At 61.2% G+C, this 21,586-nt stretch carries 17 protein-coding genes; 9 read left to right on the top strand and 8 right to left on the bottom strand.

Annotated features, from left to right (window positions below):
- Positions 1–2 precede the first annotated feature (2 nt).
- From rpsM to VMA09_08950, 6 genes are all read left to right on the top strand, one after another.
- A complete protein-coding gene (gene rpsM, locus VMA09_08925; protein ID HUA33712.1) occupies positions 3–386 on the top strand; it encodes a 30S ribosomal protein S13 in 384 nt (127 codons plus the stop codon).
- 55 nt (positions 387–441) lie between these two features.
- Positions 442–915 carry a 30S ribosomal protein S11 gene (gene rpsK, locus VMA09_08930; protein HUA33713.1) on the top strand — a complete coding sequence of 158 codons (474 nt, stop codon included), beginning with the start codon at positions 442–444 and terminating at the stop codon, positions 913–915.
- 17 nt (positions 916–932) lie between these two features.
- Positions 933–1,559, top strand: a complete 627-nt coding sequence (gene rpsD, locus VMA09_08935) for a 30S ribosomal protein S4 (GenBank protein ID HUA33714.1) — start codon at positions 933–935, stop codon at positions 1,557–1,559.
- 85 nt (positions 1,560–1,644) lie between these two features.
- Entirely contained in the window at positions 1,645–2,673 is a 1,029-nt protein-coding gene (locus VMA09_08940) for a DNA-directed RNA polymerase subunit alpha (protein HUA33715.1), read from the top strand.
- 28 nt (positions 2,674–2,701) lie between these two features.
- Positions 2,702–3,142 carry a 50S ribosomal protein L17 gene (rplQ, locus tag VMA09_08945; protein HUA33716.1) on the top strand — a complete coding sequence of 147 codons (441 nt, stop codon included), beginning with the start codon at positions 2,702–2,704 and terminating at the stop codon, positions 3,140–3,142.
- Positions 3,143–3,327: 185 nt separating this feature from the next.
- Positions 3,328–3,723 carry a hypothetical protein gene (locus tag VMA09_08950; GenBank protein ID HUA33717.1) on the top strand — a complete coding sequence of 132 codons (396 nt, stop codon included), beginning with the start codon at positions 3,328–3,330 and terminating at the stop codon, positions 3,721–3,723.
- A 24-nt stretch (positions 3,724–3,747) separates the two neighbouring features.
- Here the strand turns inward: VMA09_08950 and VMA09_08955 are convergent, their stop codons facing one another.
- From VMA09_08955 to clpB, 8 genes are all read right to left on the bottom strand, one after another.
- The gene (locus VMA09_08955; protein HUA33718.1) at positions 3,748–4,593 is read right to left on the bottom strand and encodes an SMP-30/gluconolactonase/LRE family protein; all 846 of its coding nucleotides are present in this window, start codon (positions 4,591–4,593) and stop codon (positions 3,748–3,750) included.
- A 101-nt stretch (positions 4,594–4,694) separates the two neighbouring features.
- Complete coding sequence (locus tag VMA09_08960; GenBank protein HUA33719.1) at positions 4,695–7,826, bottom strand: CusA/CzcA family heavy metal efflux RND transporter; 3,132 nt, start codon at positions 7,824–7,826, stop codon at positions 4,695–4,697.
- A 110-nt stretch (positions 7,827–7,936) separates the two neighbouring features.
- Positions 7,937–11,083 carry a CusA/CzcA family heavy metal efflux RND transporter gene (locus VMA09_08965; GenBank protein HUA33720.1) on the bottom strand — a complete coding sequence of 1,049 codons (3,147 nt, stop codon included), beginning with the start codon at positions 11,081–11,083 and terminating at the stop codon, positions 7,937–7,939.
- A gap of 39 nt (positions 11,084–11,122) precedes the next feature.
- On the bottom strand, positions 11,123–12,253 hold the full coding sequence (locus tag VMA09_08970) for an efflux RND transporter periplasmic adaptor subunit (protein HUA33721.1): 1,131 nt from the start codon (positions 12,251–12,253) through the stop codon (positions 11,123–11,125).
- Positions 12,250–13,527 (bottom strand): TolC family protein, encoded by a 1,278-nt coding sequence (locus VMA09_08975; GenBank protein HUA33722.1) that lies wholly within the window; start codon positions 13,525–13,527, stop codon positions 12,250–12,252. Before VMA09_08975 ends, VMA09_08970 begins: the two co-directional genes overlap by 4 nt.
- 226 nt (positions 13,528–13,753) lie before the next feature.
- Positions 13,754–14,314 (bottom strand): c-type cytochrome, encoded by a 561-nt coding sequence (locus tag VMA09_08980; GenBank protein HUA33723.1) that lies wholly within the window; start codon positions 14,312–14,314, stop codon positions 13,754–13,756.
- A gap of 6 nt (positions 14,315–14,320) precedes the next feature.
- Positions 14,321–14,788: a plastocyanin/azurin family copper-binding protein gene (locus tag VMA09_08985; protein ID HUA33724.1), complete on the bottom strand. Its 468-nt coding sequence runs from the start codon at positions 14,786–14,788 to the stop codon at positions 14,321–14,323.
- Between the two features lie 242 nt (positions 14,789–15,030).
- Positions 15,031–17,643, bottom strand: coding sequence for an ATP-dependent chaperone ClpB (gene clpB / locus VMA09_08990; GenBank protein HUA33725.1), 2,613 nt, complete (start codon positions 17,641–17,643; stop codon positions 15,031–15,033).
- A 237-nt stretch (positions 17,644–17,880) separates the two neighbouring features.
- Here clpB and VMA09_08995 point away from each other — a divergent pair, with 237 nt between their 5' ends.
- Genes VMA09_08995 through VMA09_09005 form a run of 3 tightly spaced genes read left to right on the top strand, consistent with a single transcriptional unit; the run spans position 17,881 to position 21,586 of the window.
- Entirely contained in the window at positions 17,881–18,357 is a 477-nt protein-coding gene (locus VMA09_08995) for a (2Fe-2S)-binding protein (GenBank protein ID HUA33726.1), read from the top strand.
- 21 nt (positions 18,358–18,378) lie between these two features.
- Complete coding sequence (locus VMA09_09000) at positions 18,379–20,724, top strand: xanthine dehydrogenase family protein molybdopterin-binding subunit (GenBank protein HUA33727.1); 2,346 nt, start codon at positions 18,379–18,381, stop codon at positions 20,722–20,724.
- A gap of 1 nt (position 20,725) precedes the next feature.
- Complete coding sequence (locus tag VMA09_09005; protein HUA33728.1) at positions 20,726–21,586, top strand: xanthine dehydrogenase family protein subunit M; 861 nt, start codon at positions 20,726–20,728, stop codon at positions 21,584–21,586.

Consider the following 21,586-nt stretch of genomic DNA (forward strand, 5'->3'; position numbering starts at 1 on the left):
TTATGGCACGTATAGCCGGTGTCGAGCTGCCCAAGAACAAGCGGATGGAAATTGCGCTGACCTATATCTATGGGATCGGCCGCGCCTCCGCGATCAAGATTTTGAGCGCTGCCAACGTCGATCTGACCCGCAAGACCGACGATCTCAGCGCCGATGAGCAAGTGCGGATCCGCCAGATCATCGACCAGGATTTCGAGGTCGAAGGCGATTTGCGCCGCGACGTGCAGCAGTCGATTAAGCGCCTGATGGATCTCGGATGCTACCGCGGCATCCGCCATCGCCGCGGACTTCCGGTGCGCGGCCAGCGCACCCATACCAACGCCCGCACCCGCAAGGGACCGCGCAAGATCGTCGCAGGCAAGAAGCAGGCACCGCCTAAGGGCTAATTACCAAACCGCGCAGGGCCTGATTGCCGCGTGTGATTGAGAGAACGAAGGAACGATGGCTGACGAGAAAGAAACCAAGGAAGAGGCGAAGGCCCCCCCGCCTGCTGCCGGTCAGGAAAAAGCCGCAGCCGCAACAGGAGCTGCCGCCGCACCCGCGCCGCGCCGCCGCAAGGTGCGCAGAATGGTGCCCGAGGGCGTCGCGCATATCCATGCGACGTTCAACAACACGATCGTGACGATCACTGATCCGCAGGGAACGGTCGTATCGTGGGCTAGCGCCGGGTCTGTCGGCTTCAAGGGATCGCGCAAGGGTACGCCGTTTGCCGCGCAGATGGCGGCTGAGGCGGCGGCGCGCAAGACCCAGGAATTTGGGATGCGCGCGGTTATCGCATACGTGAAGGGTCCCGGCGGCGGCCGTGAATCGGCGGTTCGTGCGCTGCAAGCCGCGGGACTCGGAGTGATTTCGATTAAAGACGTGACGCCGATTCCGCATAACGGATGCCGACCGCCCAAGCGGCGCCGCGTCTGATCCAGGGGATATAGCAAGTGGCCAGGAATCTTGGTCCGGTATGCCGGCTGTGCCGGCGCGAGGGACTTAAGCTCTTCTTAAAGGGAGAGCGATGCTACAGCGACAAGTGTGCGATCGAGCGGCGTAACTATCCGCCCGGAGCGCACGGCCAGGCGCGCACGCGCTTTTCCGAATTCGCAATCCGGTTGCGCGAGAAACAGAAAGTCAAGCGCATCTACGGCCTGCAGGAAAAGCAGTTCGAAGCCTACTTCGAAGAGGCCAACCGCCTGCCTGGCAACACCGGCGAGAGCTTGCTGGTACTGCTCGAGCGGCGGCTTGACAACGTGATTTATCGGCTCGGCTTCGCGAGCTCGCTGGCGCAGGCGCGCCAGCTCGTGCGCCACGGTCATTATCAGGTGAACGCCAAGAAGGTCACCATACCTTCGTATCTGGTCGCCGTTGGTGACGTCGTGAGTATCACCGAGAGCAGCCGCACCAAGAAGGTGATTGCCGAGGCGATCGAGATGGCGCAGCGGCGCGGAGTGCCGCCATGGATCGCGCTCGAACGTGAACAGTTCCGCGGTTCGCTCAGAACGCTGCCGACGCGCGGCGACCTGACGATGCCGATAAGCGAAAAGTTGATCGTCGAACACTACTCGAGATAGCGCGGAGGAAGTGGTTCGGCGTCCCGGCTCGTGGTGAGCCCGTGGGGCGCCAAAATTCCAAATTCCATTTAGAGATCATCGAACTATGCAGAACGATTGGCGAGACCTCATCAAACCCAAAGCGGTTGAATTCGAAGAAAAGGAACTTACCCCTTCCTACGGTAAGTTCTATGCCGAGCCGCTCGAGCGCGGCTACGGTATCACGATCGGCAACGCGCTGCGGCGTGTGCTGCTCTCAACCCTGCCGGGTTTTGCGATTACGGCGGTCCGGATCAAGGGCGTGCTCCACGAGTTCTCGACGCTGCCCGGAGTCAAAGAGGACGTGACTGATATCGTCCTCAACCTGAAGGAAGTCCGGCTCAAGCTCCACGAGGGTGACGAGCTGACTGCTGCGCTTAAGGTCAAAGGTGACGCCGTCGTCACGGCGCGTGATATCACGGGCGGGCCGAGCCTTGAAGTGCTCACTCCCGATCGGCATATCGCGACGCTCGACAAGGGCGCCGACCTCGACATGGAACTCGTGATCAAGCGCGGTCGCGGCTATGTGCCGGGCGAGCGCACCGATGACGAGGAGCCAATCGGGACCATTCGTCTCGATGCGATCTTCTCGCCGATTCGCAAGGTCAACTTCGTCGTGACCAACGCGCGCGTCGGCCAGCGCACAGATTACGATCGGCTTGCGATCGAAATCTGGACCGACGGTTCGATCTCTCCGCGTGACGCGATCACCTACGCGGCGCGGGTGTTGCGCGATCAGATGACGATTTTCGCGGGCGTCGAGGAAGAAGCGGCTCCGCAGGGCGCGGCGATCGAGACCGGCGAAACGCGGCCCACGATCAGCGAGCTGCTCTATCGTCCGGTCGAGGGGCTGCCGATTTCAGTGCGCGCCTTCAACGGCCTGCAGAACGCGGACATCAAGTATATCGGCGAGCTGGTGCAGCGCACCGAGCAGGACATGCTCCGCATCAAGAACTTCGGGCGCAAGTCGCTCAATGAGATCAAGGAAGTCCTCGCCGACATGGGACTCTCGCTCGGCATGCGGCTGGAAAACCTGCCGCCGCGCGGCGAGCTGGATCGGATGTGGGAGGAACAGGAGCGGCGCGAGTCGGCGTAAGCCTGCCGCCCCGGAGTGAGTCAGTAAAATGCGTCACCTCAACAAGGGACGAAAACTTAATCGTACTTCCTCGCATCGGAAGGCGCTCTTCAAGAACATGGTGCTGAGCCTGATTCGTCACGGCCGCATCAAGACCACCGATCCCAAGGCCAAAGAGCTCAGGCGCGTGGCGGATCGCATGGTCACGCTCGGCAAGAAAGGCGACCTCGCCGCACGCCGCCGCGCGTTTGACTTCATTCAGTCGCACGAGATGGTGAAGAAGCTGTTCGATGAGATCGCGCCGCGCTACAAGGATCGCAACGGCGGCTACACCCGCGTGATCAAGTTCGGCCATCGCCGCGGCGACGCTGCGATGCTCTCGATCATCGAGTTCACGGGCCAGGAAGAAACGACCCAGCAGAAGAAGCCCAAGAAGCGCGCCCGCAAGCAGGAAGGCGAGCAGACCGAAAGGCGCGCCGCCGCTGGCTGATTGCTTTCTGCCACGAGAAGAACTAACCAGGGCGGTCGATCCGGACCGCCCTTTTCATTTCAGCCAATCCAGTTTTCGATTTTTAGGTTTGGAATTCGCAGGGCAAATGCGCAATTCCTTTTCGGTTCGTTCGCCAGAACTTCAGGTTCATAGTAGGCTGCGCGAGTGGCGATGCTTTTTACCTGATGCGGATGAAGCTTGGGCGATTCACACTTGCGATTGCGGCGATCGCGATGTTCGCGGTCGCGGGATGTGGCGAGCCACCAATTTCGAATCGCGCGGTTCAGCTCGACGATCTCCAGGCTGAAACCGGCCGCGTCAAAGTCAAAGAGCAGGAATGTACGCTCAGCGCGATGAAACGCTCCGACGATTCGATCGCGGAAATCGTCAGTTCGCCGGATCTATCAATCGACATGCGAATGCAGGCCGTTGTCGACCAGCGCAACCGCGATCTCGCCAAGTGCGAGTCCGACGCTGACAACGCCAACGATCAACTAACGGAAGGCGAACGCACCGATTACCAGAACGAGACGCAGGAGCAACGCCAGCGCGTCGCCGCGATCATTCTCAGTCAGCCTTGAGCCTCGACCCGCTTCGCTTCCGCCTTAGAAGCGCGCGTTGGGGACCGGTAGTCCCGGCACGCTCGCACGCATCTTCCAGATCGTGCCCTTGCGCGCGGCGTCTTCAGTGTTGTCCGCCGTGACGACATACAAATCATTGCGATCGCGAACGCCGAAGGTGAGGCTCGTCACCATCGTGGCCGGAAACTTGATGCGCTCCTTCACGACGCCATCGTTGCCGAAGTGAACGACCTCGCCGACGCGCACCGCCGCAACCCATACGCCGCCTTCCGCGTCGACCGCGAGGCCGTCGGGCATCCCCTCGGGGAGCTTCGCGAAAACGCGTCGATCCTTCACGCCGCCGTCCGCGGTGACATCGTAAACCCATACAGCCTGCGTCGGAGAATCGGAGTGATAAAGCATCTTGCGATTCGGGCTCAGACCCAGACCGTTTGTCACTTCGATTCCGTCCCAGAGCTTGGTCGCTTTACCGGGAGGATCGATTCGAAACAGGCTGCCCGGGATCGGCTTGTTGTTGCTCAGCGGATCGAAATTGAGGTTGCCGCTGTAAACGCTGCCCTGATCGTTGGTGGTCAGATCGTTGAGGCCCATCAGCGGCTTGCCGTCCCATTCGGCGAAGAGGTCTCGGCTCTTGGCGGTCTGCTCATCGAACAGGATGAGGCTGCGTCCGGTGGTGACGATGCCGCCGCCCTGGTTGAACATCATGCCGCCAACACCGCGCCGCTTCGGGATCACGGTCTCGATGCGGCCGTCGGGATTGCGTCGATAGACGCCGCCATTAGGTACGTCACTGAAGTAGAGCCGATCCTGCTCGTCGACGCGCGGCGCTTCGATGAGCCCATAGCCGCTGGCCAGCATCTCGAACTTCATCGCGATGAACCTCCACCGCCCGTTTAGCACGGACGGCGCAGTATCGGCGAGCGCGCGATAACTCTCCTTTGCCGTGCTGCGACGAATGTGATTTTTCAGAGCTAAGCCTCGATCGGGCCTTGGGGCAGGAGTGGCAGCGGGCTGGTTGGGCGTGGGCGATTCTGATCGGCGAGGCGCAGGCGGCGATGGCAGAGGTAGATCAGCACCGGCTGCAGCACTCGGGTCAGGAGCATGATCGCTAGCGCGCCGCCGATTACGACGATCGCGAGCGGCTGCTGCGTTTGTGCGCCGATACGCGTCGAAAGCGCTGCCGGGAGCAGGCCGAACGCATCAACGAGATCGGTCATCACCGTGGCGCGCAGGCGGCGATCCGATCCCATGATGATCGACTCGACGAACGGATGACCTTCCTCGATGAGCTGGCGAATGTAAGAACTGAGCAGGATCCCGTCCATCACCGCGATGCCGAAGATCGAAATGAAGCCGACAGCCGCGGAGACGCTGAACGGCGTATGCGTGATGATGAGGCCCAGGATACCGCCGAGGCATGCGACCGGGATCTGCGCCATGATGATGAAGGTGTCGACGAGCGAAGTCGTCGCGCCGTAAAGCACGCCCGCGATCAGCAGCAACGCGAACGGCACGACGATCATGAGACGGCGATTGGCGGCCTCGAGCTCGCCGTATTCTCCCGCCCATTGCAAATGAGTTCCTTCAGGTAGCGTTACGCGGCGGGCGACTTCGTTCTTCGCCTGCGCCACTGCGCTTTTCAGGTCGCGACCGTGCACGGCGAATCGCGTAGGCACGTAACGTTCGAGCCCTTCGCGATAAATGAACGAGGCGCCTTCGGTGGTGTCGATCTTCGCAACCTGGTCGAGCGGGATCGACGCGCCAGACGGCGTGTTGACGCGAATCTGTGAAATCGAATCGAGGCTCTGGCGGAACTGCGGTTTCCATCGCACTACTAGGTCGAAGCGGCGATCGCCTTCCAGCACTTGGGTGACTGCCTGACCGCCGATCGCGGCCTGCACCACGGCTGCGACGTCGCCGACGTTCAATCCATAGCGTCCGCATGCCGCGCGGTCGGGCGTGATGCCAAGGTTGGGTTGCCCGATTGAACGGTACACTGCAGTCTCACCGATCCCGGGTATCGTATCGAGCACAGCCTTCACATTGTTCGCGACGCGCTCATCAACCTCGAGATCGGGGCCGAACACCTTGACCGAGTTCGAGCCCTTCACGCCGGAGAGCGCCTCGTTGACGTTGTCTTCGATGTTCTGTGAGTAGTCGAAACTCACGCCTGGAAAGCGCCGCGTCAGTTGCTGATCGATCTCGCGGACCAGACGCTCCTTGGTCATCCCAACGGGCCACTGCTCCTGAGGCTTGAGCTCAACTGAAAATTCACTGTTGAAGAAGCCCGTCGCATCGGTGCCGTCGTCGGGGCGACCGAGTTGCGAGACGACGGTAGTGACCTCGGGGAAACTGCGGAACACGTCGCGCATCGCGTTGGTGAGCCGGGCCGCATGCTCGATCGAAATCGTGAGCGGCATCGTGGCGCGCGCCCAGATATTTCCTTCCTCGAGCTTCGGAAGGAATTGGCCGCCCAGCAATGGAAAGGCTGAGAGAACAGCCACGATGATCGTCGCTATCGCCGCCAGCGTGAGGCGCGGCCAGCGCAGAACACGCGCGAAGAGGGAATGGTAGAAGCGGGCTATCGCTGCCCAAATCGGATTCGGCAGCGTCTTCATTCCGCGCGCGAAGAAATAACTGCAGAGCACCGGCGTCAGCGAGATTGCGAGGACAATCGCGGTGCCGAGTGCGAACGCGTAAGTATGGGACATCGGTGAGAAGATCGCGCCTTCCACCCCGCGCATCGTAAACAGCGGAAGAAACGCGACCAGGAAAATGATCGTCGAGAACAGCATCGGTTGGCCGACTTCCTGCGCCGCCCGCAGGATTCTCAACCTGATGCTTTCACGCGATCGCTCGGGCGCCGTTAGATGACGCTCGATGTTTTCCATCACGATGACCGTGGTGTCGATGATGATGCCGAAGTCGATGGCGCCCAGCGAAATCAGGTTCGCCGGCGTGTCGGTGAGATGCATCAGGCTGAATGCGCCGCAGAGCGCCAGCGGGATGTTGACCGCCGCAATCAGCGCCGCACGCAGGTTGCCGAGAAAAAACACCAGCACCAGGAAAACCAGCGTCATGCCGATCGTGAGGTTCTCGAATACCGTGCGCAGGGTGGTGTCGACGAGGTTCGTGCGGTCGTAATAGGGAACTATCGAATAGCCCTTTGGCAGGATGCCGGAGGTGTTCAGTTCGCGCACCTTAGCCTCGACGCCCTTGAGCGTATCCAGCGTGTTGCCATACTTGCGCATCAGAACGATGCCGCTAACGACCTCGTTCTGCTGGTTCATGCCGACGATGCCAAGGCGTGGCGCGTAGCCGATCTCGACATCGGCAACGTCGGAAACGCGAGTCGGCGTGGCCTTGTTGATGCTGAGTACGACATTGCCAATCGCATCGAGGCCATTAAAAAAACCGAGACCGCGGACATCGAACGCCTGCTCACCGACAGTCATGTAGTTGCCGCCGGCATTGGTGTTCGAGTTCTGGATTGCGGAAATCAGCGTCGCGAGCGGCACCTGGTAGTAGTTGAGGCGCATCGGATCGACATCGACGTGATACTGTTTGGTCAGACCGCCGAATCCGGACACGTCCTCGACGCCGGGGACCGTGCGCAGCTGTTTTTCGAGAATCCAGTCTTCGACTTCCTTCTCGCGCAGCAGATCGTGATCGCGACTTTGAACGGTGTAGCGATAGATTTCGCCGATTGGATTGTCGGGCGAAATTGCGGGCGTTATCCCTTGCGGCAGCGTGACGAATGACAACCGGTTGATCGTCTCGACGCGATCCCAGTAGTAGTCGCTATCCCACGAAAAGTAACACTTGATGTCGGACAAGCCGTAAAGCGATATCGAGCGCATCGCTTCGAGATCGCGCATGCCCGCGAGCCCGAACTCGAGCGGCACCGTCACCAGCTTTTCGACCTCCTCGGCACTGAGGCCGTTCGGCTGCGCGATTATCTCAACGCGCGGTTGAACCGGATCCGGATAGGCTTCGATATCGAGTTGCGTGAGCGAAACCGCGCCTGCGAGCATCAAGAGAAGCGCCATGCCGAGAACGACGATTCGCTCCCGGAGCGCCAGCGCCATCAACGACTGGATCATTGCGACGGAAGGCGATAGGCGGAGGCCGCCGGCATGACGGCCTCAACGACTGTGCAGATTTGTTGTTGTTCGGGATCCGGATCTAAAGTGAGAGACATGCGCGCGCCGGCTTATACATCGACCGGAGAACCGGGATTCTCCGGCGGCAAAATAGGCAGCGGGCCGGTTGGGCGTGGGCGATTCTGATCGGCAACGCGCAAGCGTCGATGGCATAGGTAGATCAGGATGGGCTGGAGAATTCGCGTGATGAGCGCGATGGCGAGACAGCCGCCGATCACGACGATAGCGAGCGGACGCTGAGTCTGCGCGCCGATCTTCGTCGACATCGCGGCGGGTAACAATCCCAGACCGTCAACCGTCGCCGTCATCATGACCGCGCGAAAGCGCCGATCGGATCCCATGATGATCGATTCAACGAATGGATGACCTTCCTCCCAGAGCTGGCGGATATAGAAGCTGAGCAACACGCCGTCCATGACCGCGATGCCGAAGATCGAAATGAAGCCGACCGCGGCCGATACGCTGAAGGGCGTGCCCGTGATGATTAATCCCAGGATACCGCCGAGGCAGGCGACCGGGATCTGCGCCATGATGATGAACGTGTCGATGAGCGACATCGTTGCGCCGTAGAGCACGCCAGCGATCAGCAGGAGGGCGAACGGGACGACGATCATGAGGCGGCGATTGGCGGCCTGCAGCTCGCCGTACTCTCCGGCCCATTCGAGATGGTCACCCTCCGGCAGATGCACCTTCTGTGCGATCTGCCGTTTAGCGTCGATGATTGTCGTTTGTAGATCGCGGCCGCGCACGGAGAATCGAATCGGGACGTAGCGCTGCAGCGCGTCGCGATAGATGAACGAGGCACCTTCGGCGGTCTGGACATCGGCGACCTGGTCCAGCGGGATCTGGCCGCCTTGAGGCATGTTGACGCGAATCTGCTTGATCGCATCGAGGCTCTCGCGATACTGCGGCTTCCAACGCACGACCAGATCGAAGCGCCGATCGCCTTCGAGCACCTGCGTCACGGCCTGGCCGCCGATCGCCGCCTGCACGACCGCGGCGACGTCGCCGACATTGAGCCCGTAGCGCGAGCATGCGGTCCGGTTGGGCGTGATTTGCAGATTCGGCTGACCCATCGAGCGAAGCACGACGGTATCGACCACGCCGGGTACCCGATCGAGCACCGCCTTGATCTGGTTGGCGGTGTTCTCGTCGCTGGCGATATCGGTGCCGAAGACTTTGACCGCGTTCTCGCCGGCCTTGACGCCTGATAGAGCTTCGTCGACGTTGTCTTCGATATTCTGCGAATAACTGAAAGACACGCCCGGGAAGCGACTTGTTAACTTGGTGTCAATCTGCCGAACGAGCTGCTCCTTGCTGAGCCCCTCCGGCCACTCTTCCTGGGGCTTCAGATCGACTGAAAATTCGATGTTGAAAAAACCGGCGATTTCGGTGCCGTCATCGGGGCGGCCGAGTTGCGAGACGACGTTGGTGACTTCGGGAAAGCTGCGGAACACGGCGCGCATTCCATTGCAAAGCTTGGCGCCGTGCTCGAGCGAAATCGTCAGCGGCATCGTAGCGTGGGCCCAAATATTTCCTTCCTCGAGCTTGGGCAGGAACTGGCCGCCGAGCTTGGGGAACAGCGACAGGACGAAGACGATCACAGCGCTGATCACCAGCAATGTGATTCTTGGCCAATTGAGTATGCGTACGAATACCCAATGATATGCGCCTGAGAACCCTTCCCAGAGCGGATTGTGAATGACGCTCATTCCCCGCGCGAAGAAATAAGAACTCAGCACCGGCGAAAGTGTGATCGCGAGCAGGATCGCCGTCGCCAGCGCGAACGCGTAGGTGTGCGACATCGGCGAGAAGATCGCGCCCTCGACGCCGCGCATCGTGAACAGCGGCAGGAACGCGATCACGAAGATGATCGTCGAGAACAGCATCGGCTGGCCGACTTCCTGCGCCGCCTGGAGGATTCGGAGCCGGATACTCTCGCGCATCCGCTCGGGCGCCGTCAGATGGCGCTCGATGTTCTCCATCACGATGACGGTCGTGTCGATGATGATGCCGAAGTCGATCGCGCCGAGCGAAATGAGATTGGCCGGCGTGTTACTCAGATGCATCAGGCTGAACGCGCCGCACAGCGCCAGCGGGATATTGACCGCCGCGATCAGCGCGGCTTTCAGATTACCCAGGAAGAACAGCAGCACGAGAAAAACCAGCGTCATCCCGATCGTCAGGTTCTCCATGACGGTGCGGAGTGTGGTCTCCACCAACTTGGTGCGGTCGTAGTAGGGCACCACCTTGTAGCCGTGCGGCAGGATTCCCGAGGTGTTGAGCTCGTGAACCTTGGCCTCGACCCCCTTGAGCGTTTCGAGCGTGTTGCCGTACTTGCGCATCAGCACGATGCCGGTGACGACTTCGTTCTGCTCGTTCATCCCGACGATTCCGAGGCGCGGCGCGTAGCCAATCTCGACATCGCCAATGTTGGATATTCGAATTGGCGTTGCCTTGTTGGTGTTGAGCACCACCTGCTCGATGTCCTCGAGACCGCGGAAGAAACCGAGCCCGCGCACGTCGAAGGCCTGCTCGCCGACGCTCATATAGTTGCCGCCGGCGTTGGTGTTTGAGTTCTGTAGCGACGAAATAACGGTGGAGAGAGGTACCTGGTAGTAGTTGAGCAGATGCGGATCGACATCGACGTGATACTCCTTGGTCAGGCCGCCGAAACCTGAGACATCCTCGACGCCAGGGGCCGTGCGCAACTGCTTTTCGAGAATCCAGTCCTCGATTTCCTTCTGCCGAATCAAATCATGATCCGGGCTTTGGACTGAGTAACGATAAATTTCGCCGATAGGATTGTCGGGCGAGATTCCGGGCGTTACGCCCTGAGGCAAAGTGACGAATGACAGCCGGTTGATCGTTTCGACACGGTCCCAGTAGTAGTCGCTGTCCCACGAGAAATAGCAGCGGATGTCGGAGAGGCCGTAAATCGAAATCGAGCGCATCGCTTCGAGATTGCGCATCCCGGCCAGGCCATACTCGGTCGGAACCGTGACGAGCTTCTCCACCTCTTCGGCACTGAGCCCGTTCGGTTGGGTGATGACTTCGACCAGCGGCTGAACCGGATCGGGATAGGCTTCGATATCGAGCTGCGAGAACGAGAATGCGCCAGCCAGCAGGAGCATCAATGCGATGCCGAGTACAACGACACGCTCGCGCAGAGCGAGCGCCATGATCTGACGGATCATCGGTCGCTCGAAGCCGCTCCTGCAAACATCCGCATACGCCTACGAGCTCTCTCCGTGCGCTTGGTGCCAGAGCGCGTTGACTTGCAGCGTCTCGCCGGTGACCACGCGTTCGCCAGCGTTGAGGCCGGAGACCACGCGCGCATAGCCAGTCTTGCTCCACGACGCGATCCGGACCATGCGATGCTCGAACGTGCCGGGACTGACCTCGACGAAGGCATAGTAGTTGTCGGTGTCGAACACCAGCGCGTCCTGCGGCACGACCAGTGCCGAGCCAGGGCGTGTGACGATCCGCACCGTCGCCAGCATCTGCGGTTTCAGCTTGCCGTTGGGATTGCGAATCTGGCAGCGGAGCTGTGCGGTGTGCGTATTGGGATCGATATTGGGGCTGATGCGCGCGATCACGCCTTCGAACTTTTCATCAGGATAGGAAGTCGTGACCGCGCTGAGTTGCTGGCCGACCTGCACGCGCGAGAGGTCGTCCTCGTAGATATCGCCGGTGACCCAGACATCTTCGATAGTGCCGAGGGTGAACAGCGGATCGCCGGGATTCACGGCGCCGCCGCGCAGCGCCTTGTTGTCGACGACCGTGCCGCTGATCGGCGCCCGCATCCATACGACGGGATCCGGCTGCGTGAGCGCGTTGATGTCGCTGTCTTCCATCCCGAGCAGCTCGAGCTTGCGCCGCGCGGCGAGCAGGAGCGATGCGCCGAAGTCGGCGTTGGCTAAAGCGGGGGTCTTGCCGAGTTGCGAGGTCTGACGCGCCTGCAGGTATTCAGCCTCGGCGGTCATGAAGTCCGGGCTATAGAGCGCGACGATCTTTTCACCGCGCCGCACGTTGTCCCACAGCGATACCCGATTCTGCTCGATACGGCCCTGCACGCGCGACACGATCGTTGAGACACGCCGATCGTCGTAGGTGATTTGTCCCGAGGTTTCGAGCACGCCCGGCAATTCGCGGGCCTCGACCTCGCGAATAACCATCCCCGGCACTTTGTTCTGCCCGATCGAGAGCAATTCCTCGCCGCCGCCCTGCTGATGAACGAGCTGCGGCATCCATGGCGTGGCCTCGGGCGTCGCGGCGCCGCTCGACGACTGCGACTGGCATCCAGCAATGAAGAGCGCGCCAATGAGTGCGGCGGTCGCCCCGAGCCTGCTCAATTGAATAGTCATTGTGTAAGCGGCGTGCCGATCGCCTGTTCGAGCGCGACTTCGCCGGCGAGAAATTGGTTGGCTGCCTGGAGATAGTTGATCCGCGCAGCGTAGCTGCGCTGCAACGTCCCTGAGAGCGTGACGAAATCGATCTTGCCCGACTGGTACGCAACGAGCGCGACCAAAAAATTCTGATGCGCGAGCGGAGTCAGCGAATCGCGATAGAGCAGGGCCGTTTCATATGCGAGCTGCATGTTGCGATAGAGCGTCGTTATTGAAGCGGCGGTCTGGTTCCGAATCGATTCCAGATCGGAACGTGCGGCCGCAAGATCCATTCGTGCCCGAGTGACATCCTCCCGCTGATGGAGCCAGAAGAATATCGGCACGTTGAAGCCAATGATCCCGACCCAGTCGTTGGTCTGCGTTGGCGTCGGGGCAAAATTCGGTATCAGGTACTGGTCGTACGTTACGCCGACCGTAAAATCCGGCAGGTACTCCATCTTCGCGAGCGACAACGCGGTATTGCTATTGAGCTCCGTCAGCGCGGCTTCGAGAATCTCCTGCCGCGCTGCATATGCGCGATCGATCAGGCTGTCGAGTGGGAGGTTCATCACCTCGAGCTTCAAAGTGCGATCGACAGCGAGCGGTTCGGCCGGCCGCCGATATAACAGCTGGTTGAGAGTGGTCGTGTCGTTTTCGATCGCGACTTCATACTGACGTTGCTGCTGACGCGCGGCGGCGAGATCGAACTCGGCGCTAATAACGTCGGTCTGCGAAACCTGCGACGCCGAGTATGCGATCTGGGTCACCTTGAGCACCTGGTCGAGGCTCCGCAGGTTATCGGCATTGACCGTGGCTGCCGAGCTATCGAGCACCAGTTGATAATAGCCGGTAAGAACGGCAGCGCGGATATCGCGAATCGTCGCATCGAGGGTCAGGCGCGCGATATCCGCGTTGCGCACCGCCTGGTCGCGCTGCAGGAAGGCCTTGCCTGGAAACTGGAACGCCTCGGTCACGTTGAACTGACGCAGCGCCGCGCGTCCAACCGGGTTCTTCACACTGTCGCTGTTGGTGTAGTTAAAAATCGGATCGTTGGGCGCGACAGTCTGTTTGATCGAATGCTCGGCGGACTGCAGCCGATAGCGCGCCGACTTGACTTGCGGATTTGCCTGGATCGCCATCGCCACGAGTTGATCGATTGTCAGGAGCGTTTCGGCGTGGCCGTCGGCCAGATGCATCGCGATCATGACCAACGCTGCGAGTGCGGCGGCGATGCTCGTCAAGGAGCGTCTCATGAGGTCAGGCTTAACTCCTTATTCCGCAAAGCGCGCGACGATCCAAACTGCCTACCGCACATCGCGCAAACCAGCAATCAACCGATCATTAAATCGATTTAAGAGCCCGACCGAAAGACGCTGAAGAGCGAAAAAAGTCGCCGCCGGAATTGAAATTCCCGGCGGCGATGCAATCTGCAAGTTGGACCGCACGCCGGTTCCAGCCGCGCGAGAGAAGAATTTCCTGCTATTGGCCCGAGGCTGCTGTCTTGCCGGCTGCCTGCTGCAGCGAGCGCACGTACAACACGACCTGCCATCGCTGATCGGGCGGCAGCGAATCGGCGTAGGAGGGCATCGTGAGGATCCCGTCGGTGATCACGCCATAGATATAACCGTCAGGCAGGCTCTTGCTCGCGCCGGCGACGAGGTCCTTGGAAGGCTTGATCAGGATCTTCGTGACGGGACCATTGCCCTCGCCAGTCGAACCGTGACAGGGCGCGCAATTCGTTTCGAAGAGGGTCTTGCCAGTGGTGAGATTCTCCGCAGTCGGCTGCAGAGGATTGTGCATTTTGATCGTGGCCTGCTCGAGGCTTAGCGGCGGCTCGCCATGAACCGGCAGCGTATCCGCCGGCGTCACGCGCGGCGCCTCGGCGAGCGGCTGCACCTCCGGCCCACGATACATATCGATATCCCACGGAAAGCAGAACGCCGCGCTCGCGCTCATCGCGAGCGACGCAGCCAACACTAACCCGACCCCCGCCGACTTCGCGATACGGGCCGGCGGCCATCCGATGATGCTCAATCTCACAGGGTGCTACTTCTTTACGATGATAGTCCCGACCATACCAGCCCCCTCGTGGGGAAGGCAAAAGTAGCGGTAGGTGCCGGGTACCGTAAAGGTGTAATCGTACTTGCTGCCCGGGGCAAGAAACCCGGAGTCAAAAGCCTTGGCGCCCGAAGGCAAGGAAACGTCCTTGGGATTCTGAGCGTTAGCCGCTTCGGTCGAAACCGAGTGGATAGTGTCGCCGTTATTGACCCATTCGACGGTTTCGCCAGCTTTGATTGTCACTTTATCGGGCGCATAGTACGGCGCCTTGTCGGACATTTTCACGACGACCGGCGTGCCCGCGGCATGTGCTGGATTGGGCAGGAGCGCCAGCGATGCGGCCACGGCGGCGGCGCCGACGACGATCGCGATCCGAAGCAGGGTGCGCTTGGCGATGCGCGGTGCGGCTTTCTCCTCAGCGCGCTCGATACGAAATCCAATAGTTGAACTAGCCATAAACTCCCGCGAGACCAAGTTACGGGGCCCCGCATCCGAATTAGTCTGCCGAGTCAGTCATGAGGCGAACTTATATAAGTAAAGCTCATTTCTTAACCCGACCATCATCACTCTTACTAAAGTTTAATCATCTAATATTTCGATGCAAGAGGGGGCGGAATGTTACGCGGATTGGGCAATCGAAAGGCGCCGGAGTTGTGCTCCGGCGCCTTGCTGGGATGCGGATTTTTGGCGGACGAGACTTAAGCTGCCGACTTCAGCGATTCGCTCTTGAACTCGAGGCCGCGCGCCCCGACGTCGACCGTCACCCTGCTACCGTCGCGGACCTCGCCGCTTATCAGCTTGCGAGCGAGCGCGGTCTCCAGCTCGCGCTGGATTAGCCGCTTGAGCGGCCGCGCGCCGTACGACGGATCGTAGCCATTCTCGGCCAGGTAGTCGCGCGACTTGTCCGTCAGCTCGAGCTCGATCTTGCGCTCCTCGAGCCGCTTGCGCAGCGAGCCGAGCTGGATATCGACGATCTGCCGCAGCTGCTCCTTCGCCAGCGGATGGAACATCACGATTTCATCGACACGGTTCAGGAACTCTGGCCTGAAATGCGATCGCAGCACTTCCATCGCCTGCGACTTCATCCGCTCGTAGTCCTGGCCCTTGAACGACAGGATAAGCTGGCTTGCGATATTCGAGGTCATGATCACGACGGTGTTGCGAAAATCCACCGTGCGGCCATGACCGTCTGTCAATCGGCCATCATCCAGCAGTTGCAGCAGGATATTGAACACGTCGCCGTGCGCCTTTTCGATTTCGTCGAACAGCACGACAGAGTAGGGGCGGCGCCGCACCGCTTCCGTTAGCTGACCGCCTTCCTCGAAACCGACGTATCCCGGAGGCGCGCCGACCAGGCGCGACACCGTGTGCTTCTCCATGTACTCCGACATGTCGATGCGAATCATCGCGGCTTCGTCGTCGAACAGGAACTCCGCGAGTGCGCGCGCCAGCTCGGTTTTGCCGACCCCTGTCGGGCCCAGGAAGATGAACGAGCCGATGGGGCGATTCGGATCCTTGAGGCCCGAGCGCGCGCGGATAACCGCGTCGGCGACTGCCGACACCGCCTCGTCCTGGCCGATCACGCGCTTGTGCAGATGCTCCTCGAGGTGCGCGAGCTTCTGCACTTCGCCTTCGAGCAGCCGCGACACGGGGATTCCGGTCCATCGCGCGACAACGGCCGCGATATCGTCCTCGTCAACTTCTTCCTTGATCAGTCGCTGGCCGCCGCCATGTTGTTTGATGAGCTTGTCTTCTTCGCCGCCGAGCTGTTTCTCGAGACCCGCGAGCTTGCCGTACTGGAGCTCCGCGACCTTGTTGAGATCGTATTCGCGCTTGGCCTTGTCGATCGCAAGCCGGGTCTGCTCGATCTCGGCTTTGATCTTGGCTAGAGATTCGAGCCCGCCTTTCTCCTGCTCCCATTGCGCCTGGAGCTGCGCGCGTTTGTCCTTCACGTCGCCCAGCTCTTTTTCGAGCTTGGTCAGACGGTCGCGCGAGGCCGCGTCGGTTTCGCGCTTGAGCGCCTCGCGCTCGATCTCGAGTTGCATCACGCGCCGGTTAACTTCGTCGAGCTCCACCGGCATCGATTCTTTTTCGGTGCGCAGCTTCGCCGCCGCTTCGTCGACGAGATCGATTGCCTTATCGGGCAGGAACCTGTCGGTGATGTAGCGATTCGAGAGCACCGCCGCCGTGACGAGTGCGGCATCCTTGATCCGAATCCCGTGATGAACTTCGTAGCGCTCCTTGAGCCCGCGGAGGATTGAAATTGTGTCTTCGACGCTCGGCTCCTCGACCAGCACGGGCTGGAAACGCCGCTCGAGCGCCGCATCCTTTTCGATATGCTTGCGATACTCGTCGAGCGTGGTCGCGCCGATACAATGCAGCTCGCCCCGCGCGAGCATCGGCTTCAGCAGATTCGACGCGTCCATCGCGCCTTCCGCCGCGCCCGCGCCGACGACGGTATGCAGCTCGTCGATGAACAGAATGATCTCGCCGGCGGCCTCCTGCACTTCCTTGAGCACGGCCTTCAGGCGCTCTTCGAACTCGCCGCGGAACTTGGCGCCCGCGATCAGCGCGCCCATGTCGAGCGCGACGAGGCGCCGATTCTTGAGACCCTCGGGCACGTCGCCCGAAACGATTCGCTGCGCGAGACCCTCGACGATCGCAGTCTTGCCGACTCCGGGCTCGCCGATCAGCACGGGATTATTCTTCGAGCGCCGCGACAGCACCTGGATGACGCGGCGGATTTCCTCGTCGCGTCCGATGACGGGATCGACCTTGCCCTGCGACGCTAGCTTGGTCAGATCGCGACCGTATTTTTCGAGCGACTGGTAAGTTGCTTCAGGATTCGATGACGTGACGCGCTGGTTGCCGCGCACCTTCTTGAGCGTGGCCATCAGCTTGTCGTGCGTGAGGCCCGCTTCGCGCAGGATCTTCGCCGACGCGCCGGTTTCGTCGAGCATCGCGATCAGCACGTGCTCGACGGAGACGTATTCGTCCTTGAGCTTGCCCGCTTCCTGCTCCGCGCGCGCGAGCACGCGGCCGAGGCGCTGCGTGGCATAAATCTGGCCCGACTCGGCGCCGCCGCCGGTGACGTGCGGAATCTTCTGCAGCTCGTCGGCGACCTTGCGCTTGACCGCGGCGATATCAACGCCGGCCAGCTTCAGAATCGAGGCGCCGAGGCCTTCGTTGTCCTCGAGCAGGGCTGCCAGCAGATGCTCAACATCGACGGCCTGATTATGAGCGGAAAGCGCGCTGTTCTGCGCACGTTGCAGCGCTTCCTGCAATTTGTCGGTAAAACGGCTTGCGTCCATGAAGTCCTTCTTACTCAGATTTCCTTTTAAAGGTAACCACTAAGCCCCCATCCGCAACCAAAACACCGTTCCTGTCGCGCGGGCCGAAGACAAATCCGATCCACCACAAAGACCCGAAGGCACCAAGAAAAGATCCCTTCCTGTCTTCGTGCCTTCGTGGTGAGTTTCTCTTCTCTTTCAGTGGCGCATCGCGGCGAACTATTGCTAATAAAACGTCGGGTAAATGGAGACCTTCCTATGCGAGTGAACCTCACGATCAATGGCGAGCAGCGCTCCGACGATATCGATCCGCGCACCCTGCTCGTCCACTACATCCGCGATGTCGCCAATCTGACCGGCACGCACGTTGGCTGCGAGACCTCGATTTGCGGCGCCTGCACCGTGCTGATCGATGGCCGCGCCTCGAAGTCATGCGCGATCCTCGCCGTGCAGGCCGAAGGCGCGAAGATTACGACGATCGAAGGCATGGCTGACGGCGACAAGCTCCATCCGCTGCAGGAAGGTTTCTGGGAAGAGCACGGACTCCAATGCGGATACTGCACGCCCGGCATGATTATGACGGCCGCCGATCTGCTCTCGCGCAATCAGAATCCGACGGACGCCGAAGTTCGCGAAGCGCTCGAAGGTAATCTCTGCCGATGCACCGGCTATCAGCACATCATCAATGCCATCCAGTCGGCGGCGGCGAAAATGCGCGAGAAGAAGGCCGCCTGACGGGCGCGAAGGAAGACGACGATGGCTGTCATACCGAAGTTTATAGGCCAGCGAATCAAGCGCCGCGAAGATCCGCGCCTTATCACCGGCACCGGGCTCTACGTCGATGACGTGCGGCTGCCGGGGATGCTCACGGCGGTGATCCTGCGCAGTCCCTATGCGCACGCGAAAATCAATTCGATAAACCTCGACGCGGCGCGCAAGGTGCCCGGCGTCGTCGCGGTTTTCTCCGGCGACGATTTTAAGGACAAGATCGGAACGGTGCCGTGCGTCGCGCCGGCCGAGAACGTGCCCTACCATCCCGTGCTCGCGCAGGGAAAAGTCCGCTTCGTCGGCGAAGGCGTCGCGGTTGCCGTTGCGCCGAACGCATACATCGCGCAGGACGCGCTTGATCAGATCGAAGTCGATTACGATCCGCTCGACGCGGTCGTCGATCCCGAGAAGGCGCTGGTGGACGGCGCGCCGATCCTGCACGAGGAGTTCAAGAGTAACTCAGTAACGTTCGCCGCCGTGCCCAATCCCGCGGTCGACGAGGCGATGAAAAAAGCGGACAAGATCATCCGCTTTCGCATTCACAACCAGCGCCTCGCGCCCGTGCCAATGGAGCCGCGCGGCGTCGTCGCGCGATGGGACCACGGCTACAAGAACCTGACGATCTGGTCCTCGACGCAGATTCCGCACCTGATGCGCTCGCAGGTTGCCGAGATGCTGAAGCTCGGCGAGAACAAGATTCGCGTCATAGCGCCTGAAGTCGGTGGCGGCTTCGGCGCCAAGCTCAACGTCTACGCCGAAGAAGCGCTGACCGCGTATCTGTCGATGACGCTGCGGCGGCCGGTGAAATGGATCGAGCGGCGCCGCGAGAATCTCTCGGGCACGACCCACGGCCGCGATCAGATCGCGTACATCGAAGCCGCCGCCAACAAGGACGGCGAAGTGCTCGCGCTCAAGGGCAAGTTCATCTGCGACATGGGCGCGTACCTGCAACTGCTGACGCCCGCGATCCCGGGATTCTCCGGGCTGATGATGACCGGGTGTTACAAGATTCCCGCGCTCGCCTTCGATCAGCAGATGGTCTTTACCAACAAGATGGCGACCGACGCGTATCGCGGCGCGGGGCGGCCCGAAGCCGCGTTTATAGCAGAGCGCACGATGGAAGAAGTTGCGATTGAGTTCGGCCTCGATCCCGCCGAAGTGCGGCGCAAGAACTTCATCCCCAAGGCTGCCTTTCCCGCACCGACCGCGGGCGGCCTCGTTTACGATTCCGGCGACTACGAGCTGACGCTCAAGAAGGCGCTCGACGCGATCGATTATAAGAAAACGCGCGAGGAGCAGGCGGCCGCGCTCAAGCAGGGTCGCTATATCGGAATCGGCCTCGCCTCGTACGTCGAGATCTGCGGCATCGGCCCTTCGGCTCTGCTGCCGCCGAAGCTCAAGGGCGGAGGATGGGAAAGCTGCACGGTCAGAATTGAGCCCGATGCCAAAGTGACCGTGCTCACCGGCGTGTCACCGCACGGCCAGGGTCAGGAGACTACTTTCGCGCAACTGGTAGCCGACGAGTTCGGCGTCGATATCGACGACGTCAACGTCGTTCACGGCGACACCAGCGTCGTGCCTTATGGAATCGGCACCTTCGGCAGCCGCGGCACGACGGTCGGCGGACCGGCGCTGATGATGTCGGTCACCAAGCTTCAGGACAAGATGAAAAAGATCGCTTCCACGATGATGGAAGTGCCGCCCGACCAGCTCGTGTTCCAGAATCGCACCGTGGCGATGGCGTCGGACGCGTCGAAATCGATTCCGCTGCAGGGCGTGATCGACGCGGCCTACGGCTACAAGACGCCGATCGCGGGCGTCGAGCCTGGCCTCGACGCGACCAGTTTCTACGAGCCGTCAGCCTGCACGTTCCCGTTCGGCACGCATGCCGCCGTCGTGGAAGTCGATGCCGACACGGGCGCGGTCAAGTTCCTGCGCTACGTGGCGGTCGATGACTGCGGCAAGATTCTCTCGCCGCTGCTGGTCGAGGGGCAGATCCACGGCGGTATCGCGCAGGGAATTGCGCAGGCGCTCTATGAGGAAGTTCGCTACGACGAGAGCGGTCAGCTGCTCAGCGCGACGCTGATGGACTACGCGGTGCCGAAGGCTCATATGCTGCCGCACTACGAATTGATCTCGACTGTCACGCCGTCACCGGTGAATTCACTCGGAGTCAAGGGCGTGGGCGAAGCCGGCACGATCGGCTCGACGCCGTGCACGTTCAATGCCGTGCTCGATGCGCTGAAGCCGCTCGGCATCCGCCATATCGACATGCCGCTGAAACCCGAAACGCTGTGGCGCGCGATTCGCGACGCGAAGGCAAAGAAGGCTTAGGATGTTCCCCTCGACGTTCGAATATCATCGCGCCTCGTCGGTTAAGGAGGCGCTCTCGTTCCTTTCGCAGTTCGGCGATGACGCCAAGATTCTCTCGGGCGGCCATAGCCTGATCCCGATGATGAAGCTGCGGCTCGCGCAGCCGGCGCATCTGATCGACATCGGCCCGGTGCGCGAACTCGCGCAGATTCGCGAGGAAGGCGGCCGCGTCGTGATCGGCGGCCTCGCGACGCATCATGCGGTTGAGGCGTCGGCGGTCGTGCGCGGCAAGCTTGCGATGCTCGCCGAATGTGCCGCGCAGATCGGCGACATCCAGGTGCGCAATCGCGGCACGATCGGCGGCAGCCTCGCGCACGCCGACCCGGCCGCCGACTACCCTGCCGCAGTGCTCGCGCTCGAAGGCGAAATCACGATCGAAGGCAGCGGTGGAGCGCGGAAAGTGAACGCGGCGGATTTCTTTCTCGATCTGATGACGACAGCGGTGAAGCCCGGCGAGATCCTGACCCAGGTGAGTTTTGCGCCATTGGCTCAAGGGGCGGGCACCGTTTACCTGAAGCATCGGCATCCTGCGTCCGGTTTCGCGACCGTCGGAGTAGCCGCGATCGTCACGATGAAGGGCGCGAACTTCGATAAGGTGCGCGTCGGTATTACCGGACTCGGCTCCAAGGCGTTCCGCGCAACCGGCGTCGAATCCGTGCTCACGGGCAAAGGCGCAGCCGCGATTGTGGAAGCGGCCTCGCACGCTGCCGATGGAATCGACGCGACCTCTGACAGCTACGCCTCCGCCGATTTCCGCGCCGAACTCGTCCGCGTCTACACGCGCCGCGCCCTCGAGCAGGCGGCCTCACGCGCGAAAGCGTAA

The organism is Candidatus Binataceae bacterium, from assembly GCA_035508495.1.
GTDB lineage: Bacteria > Desulfobacterota > Binatia > Binatales > Binataceae > JASHPB01.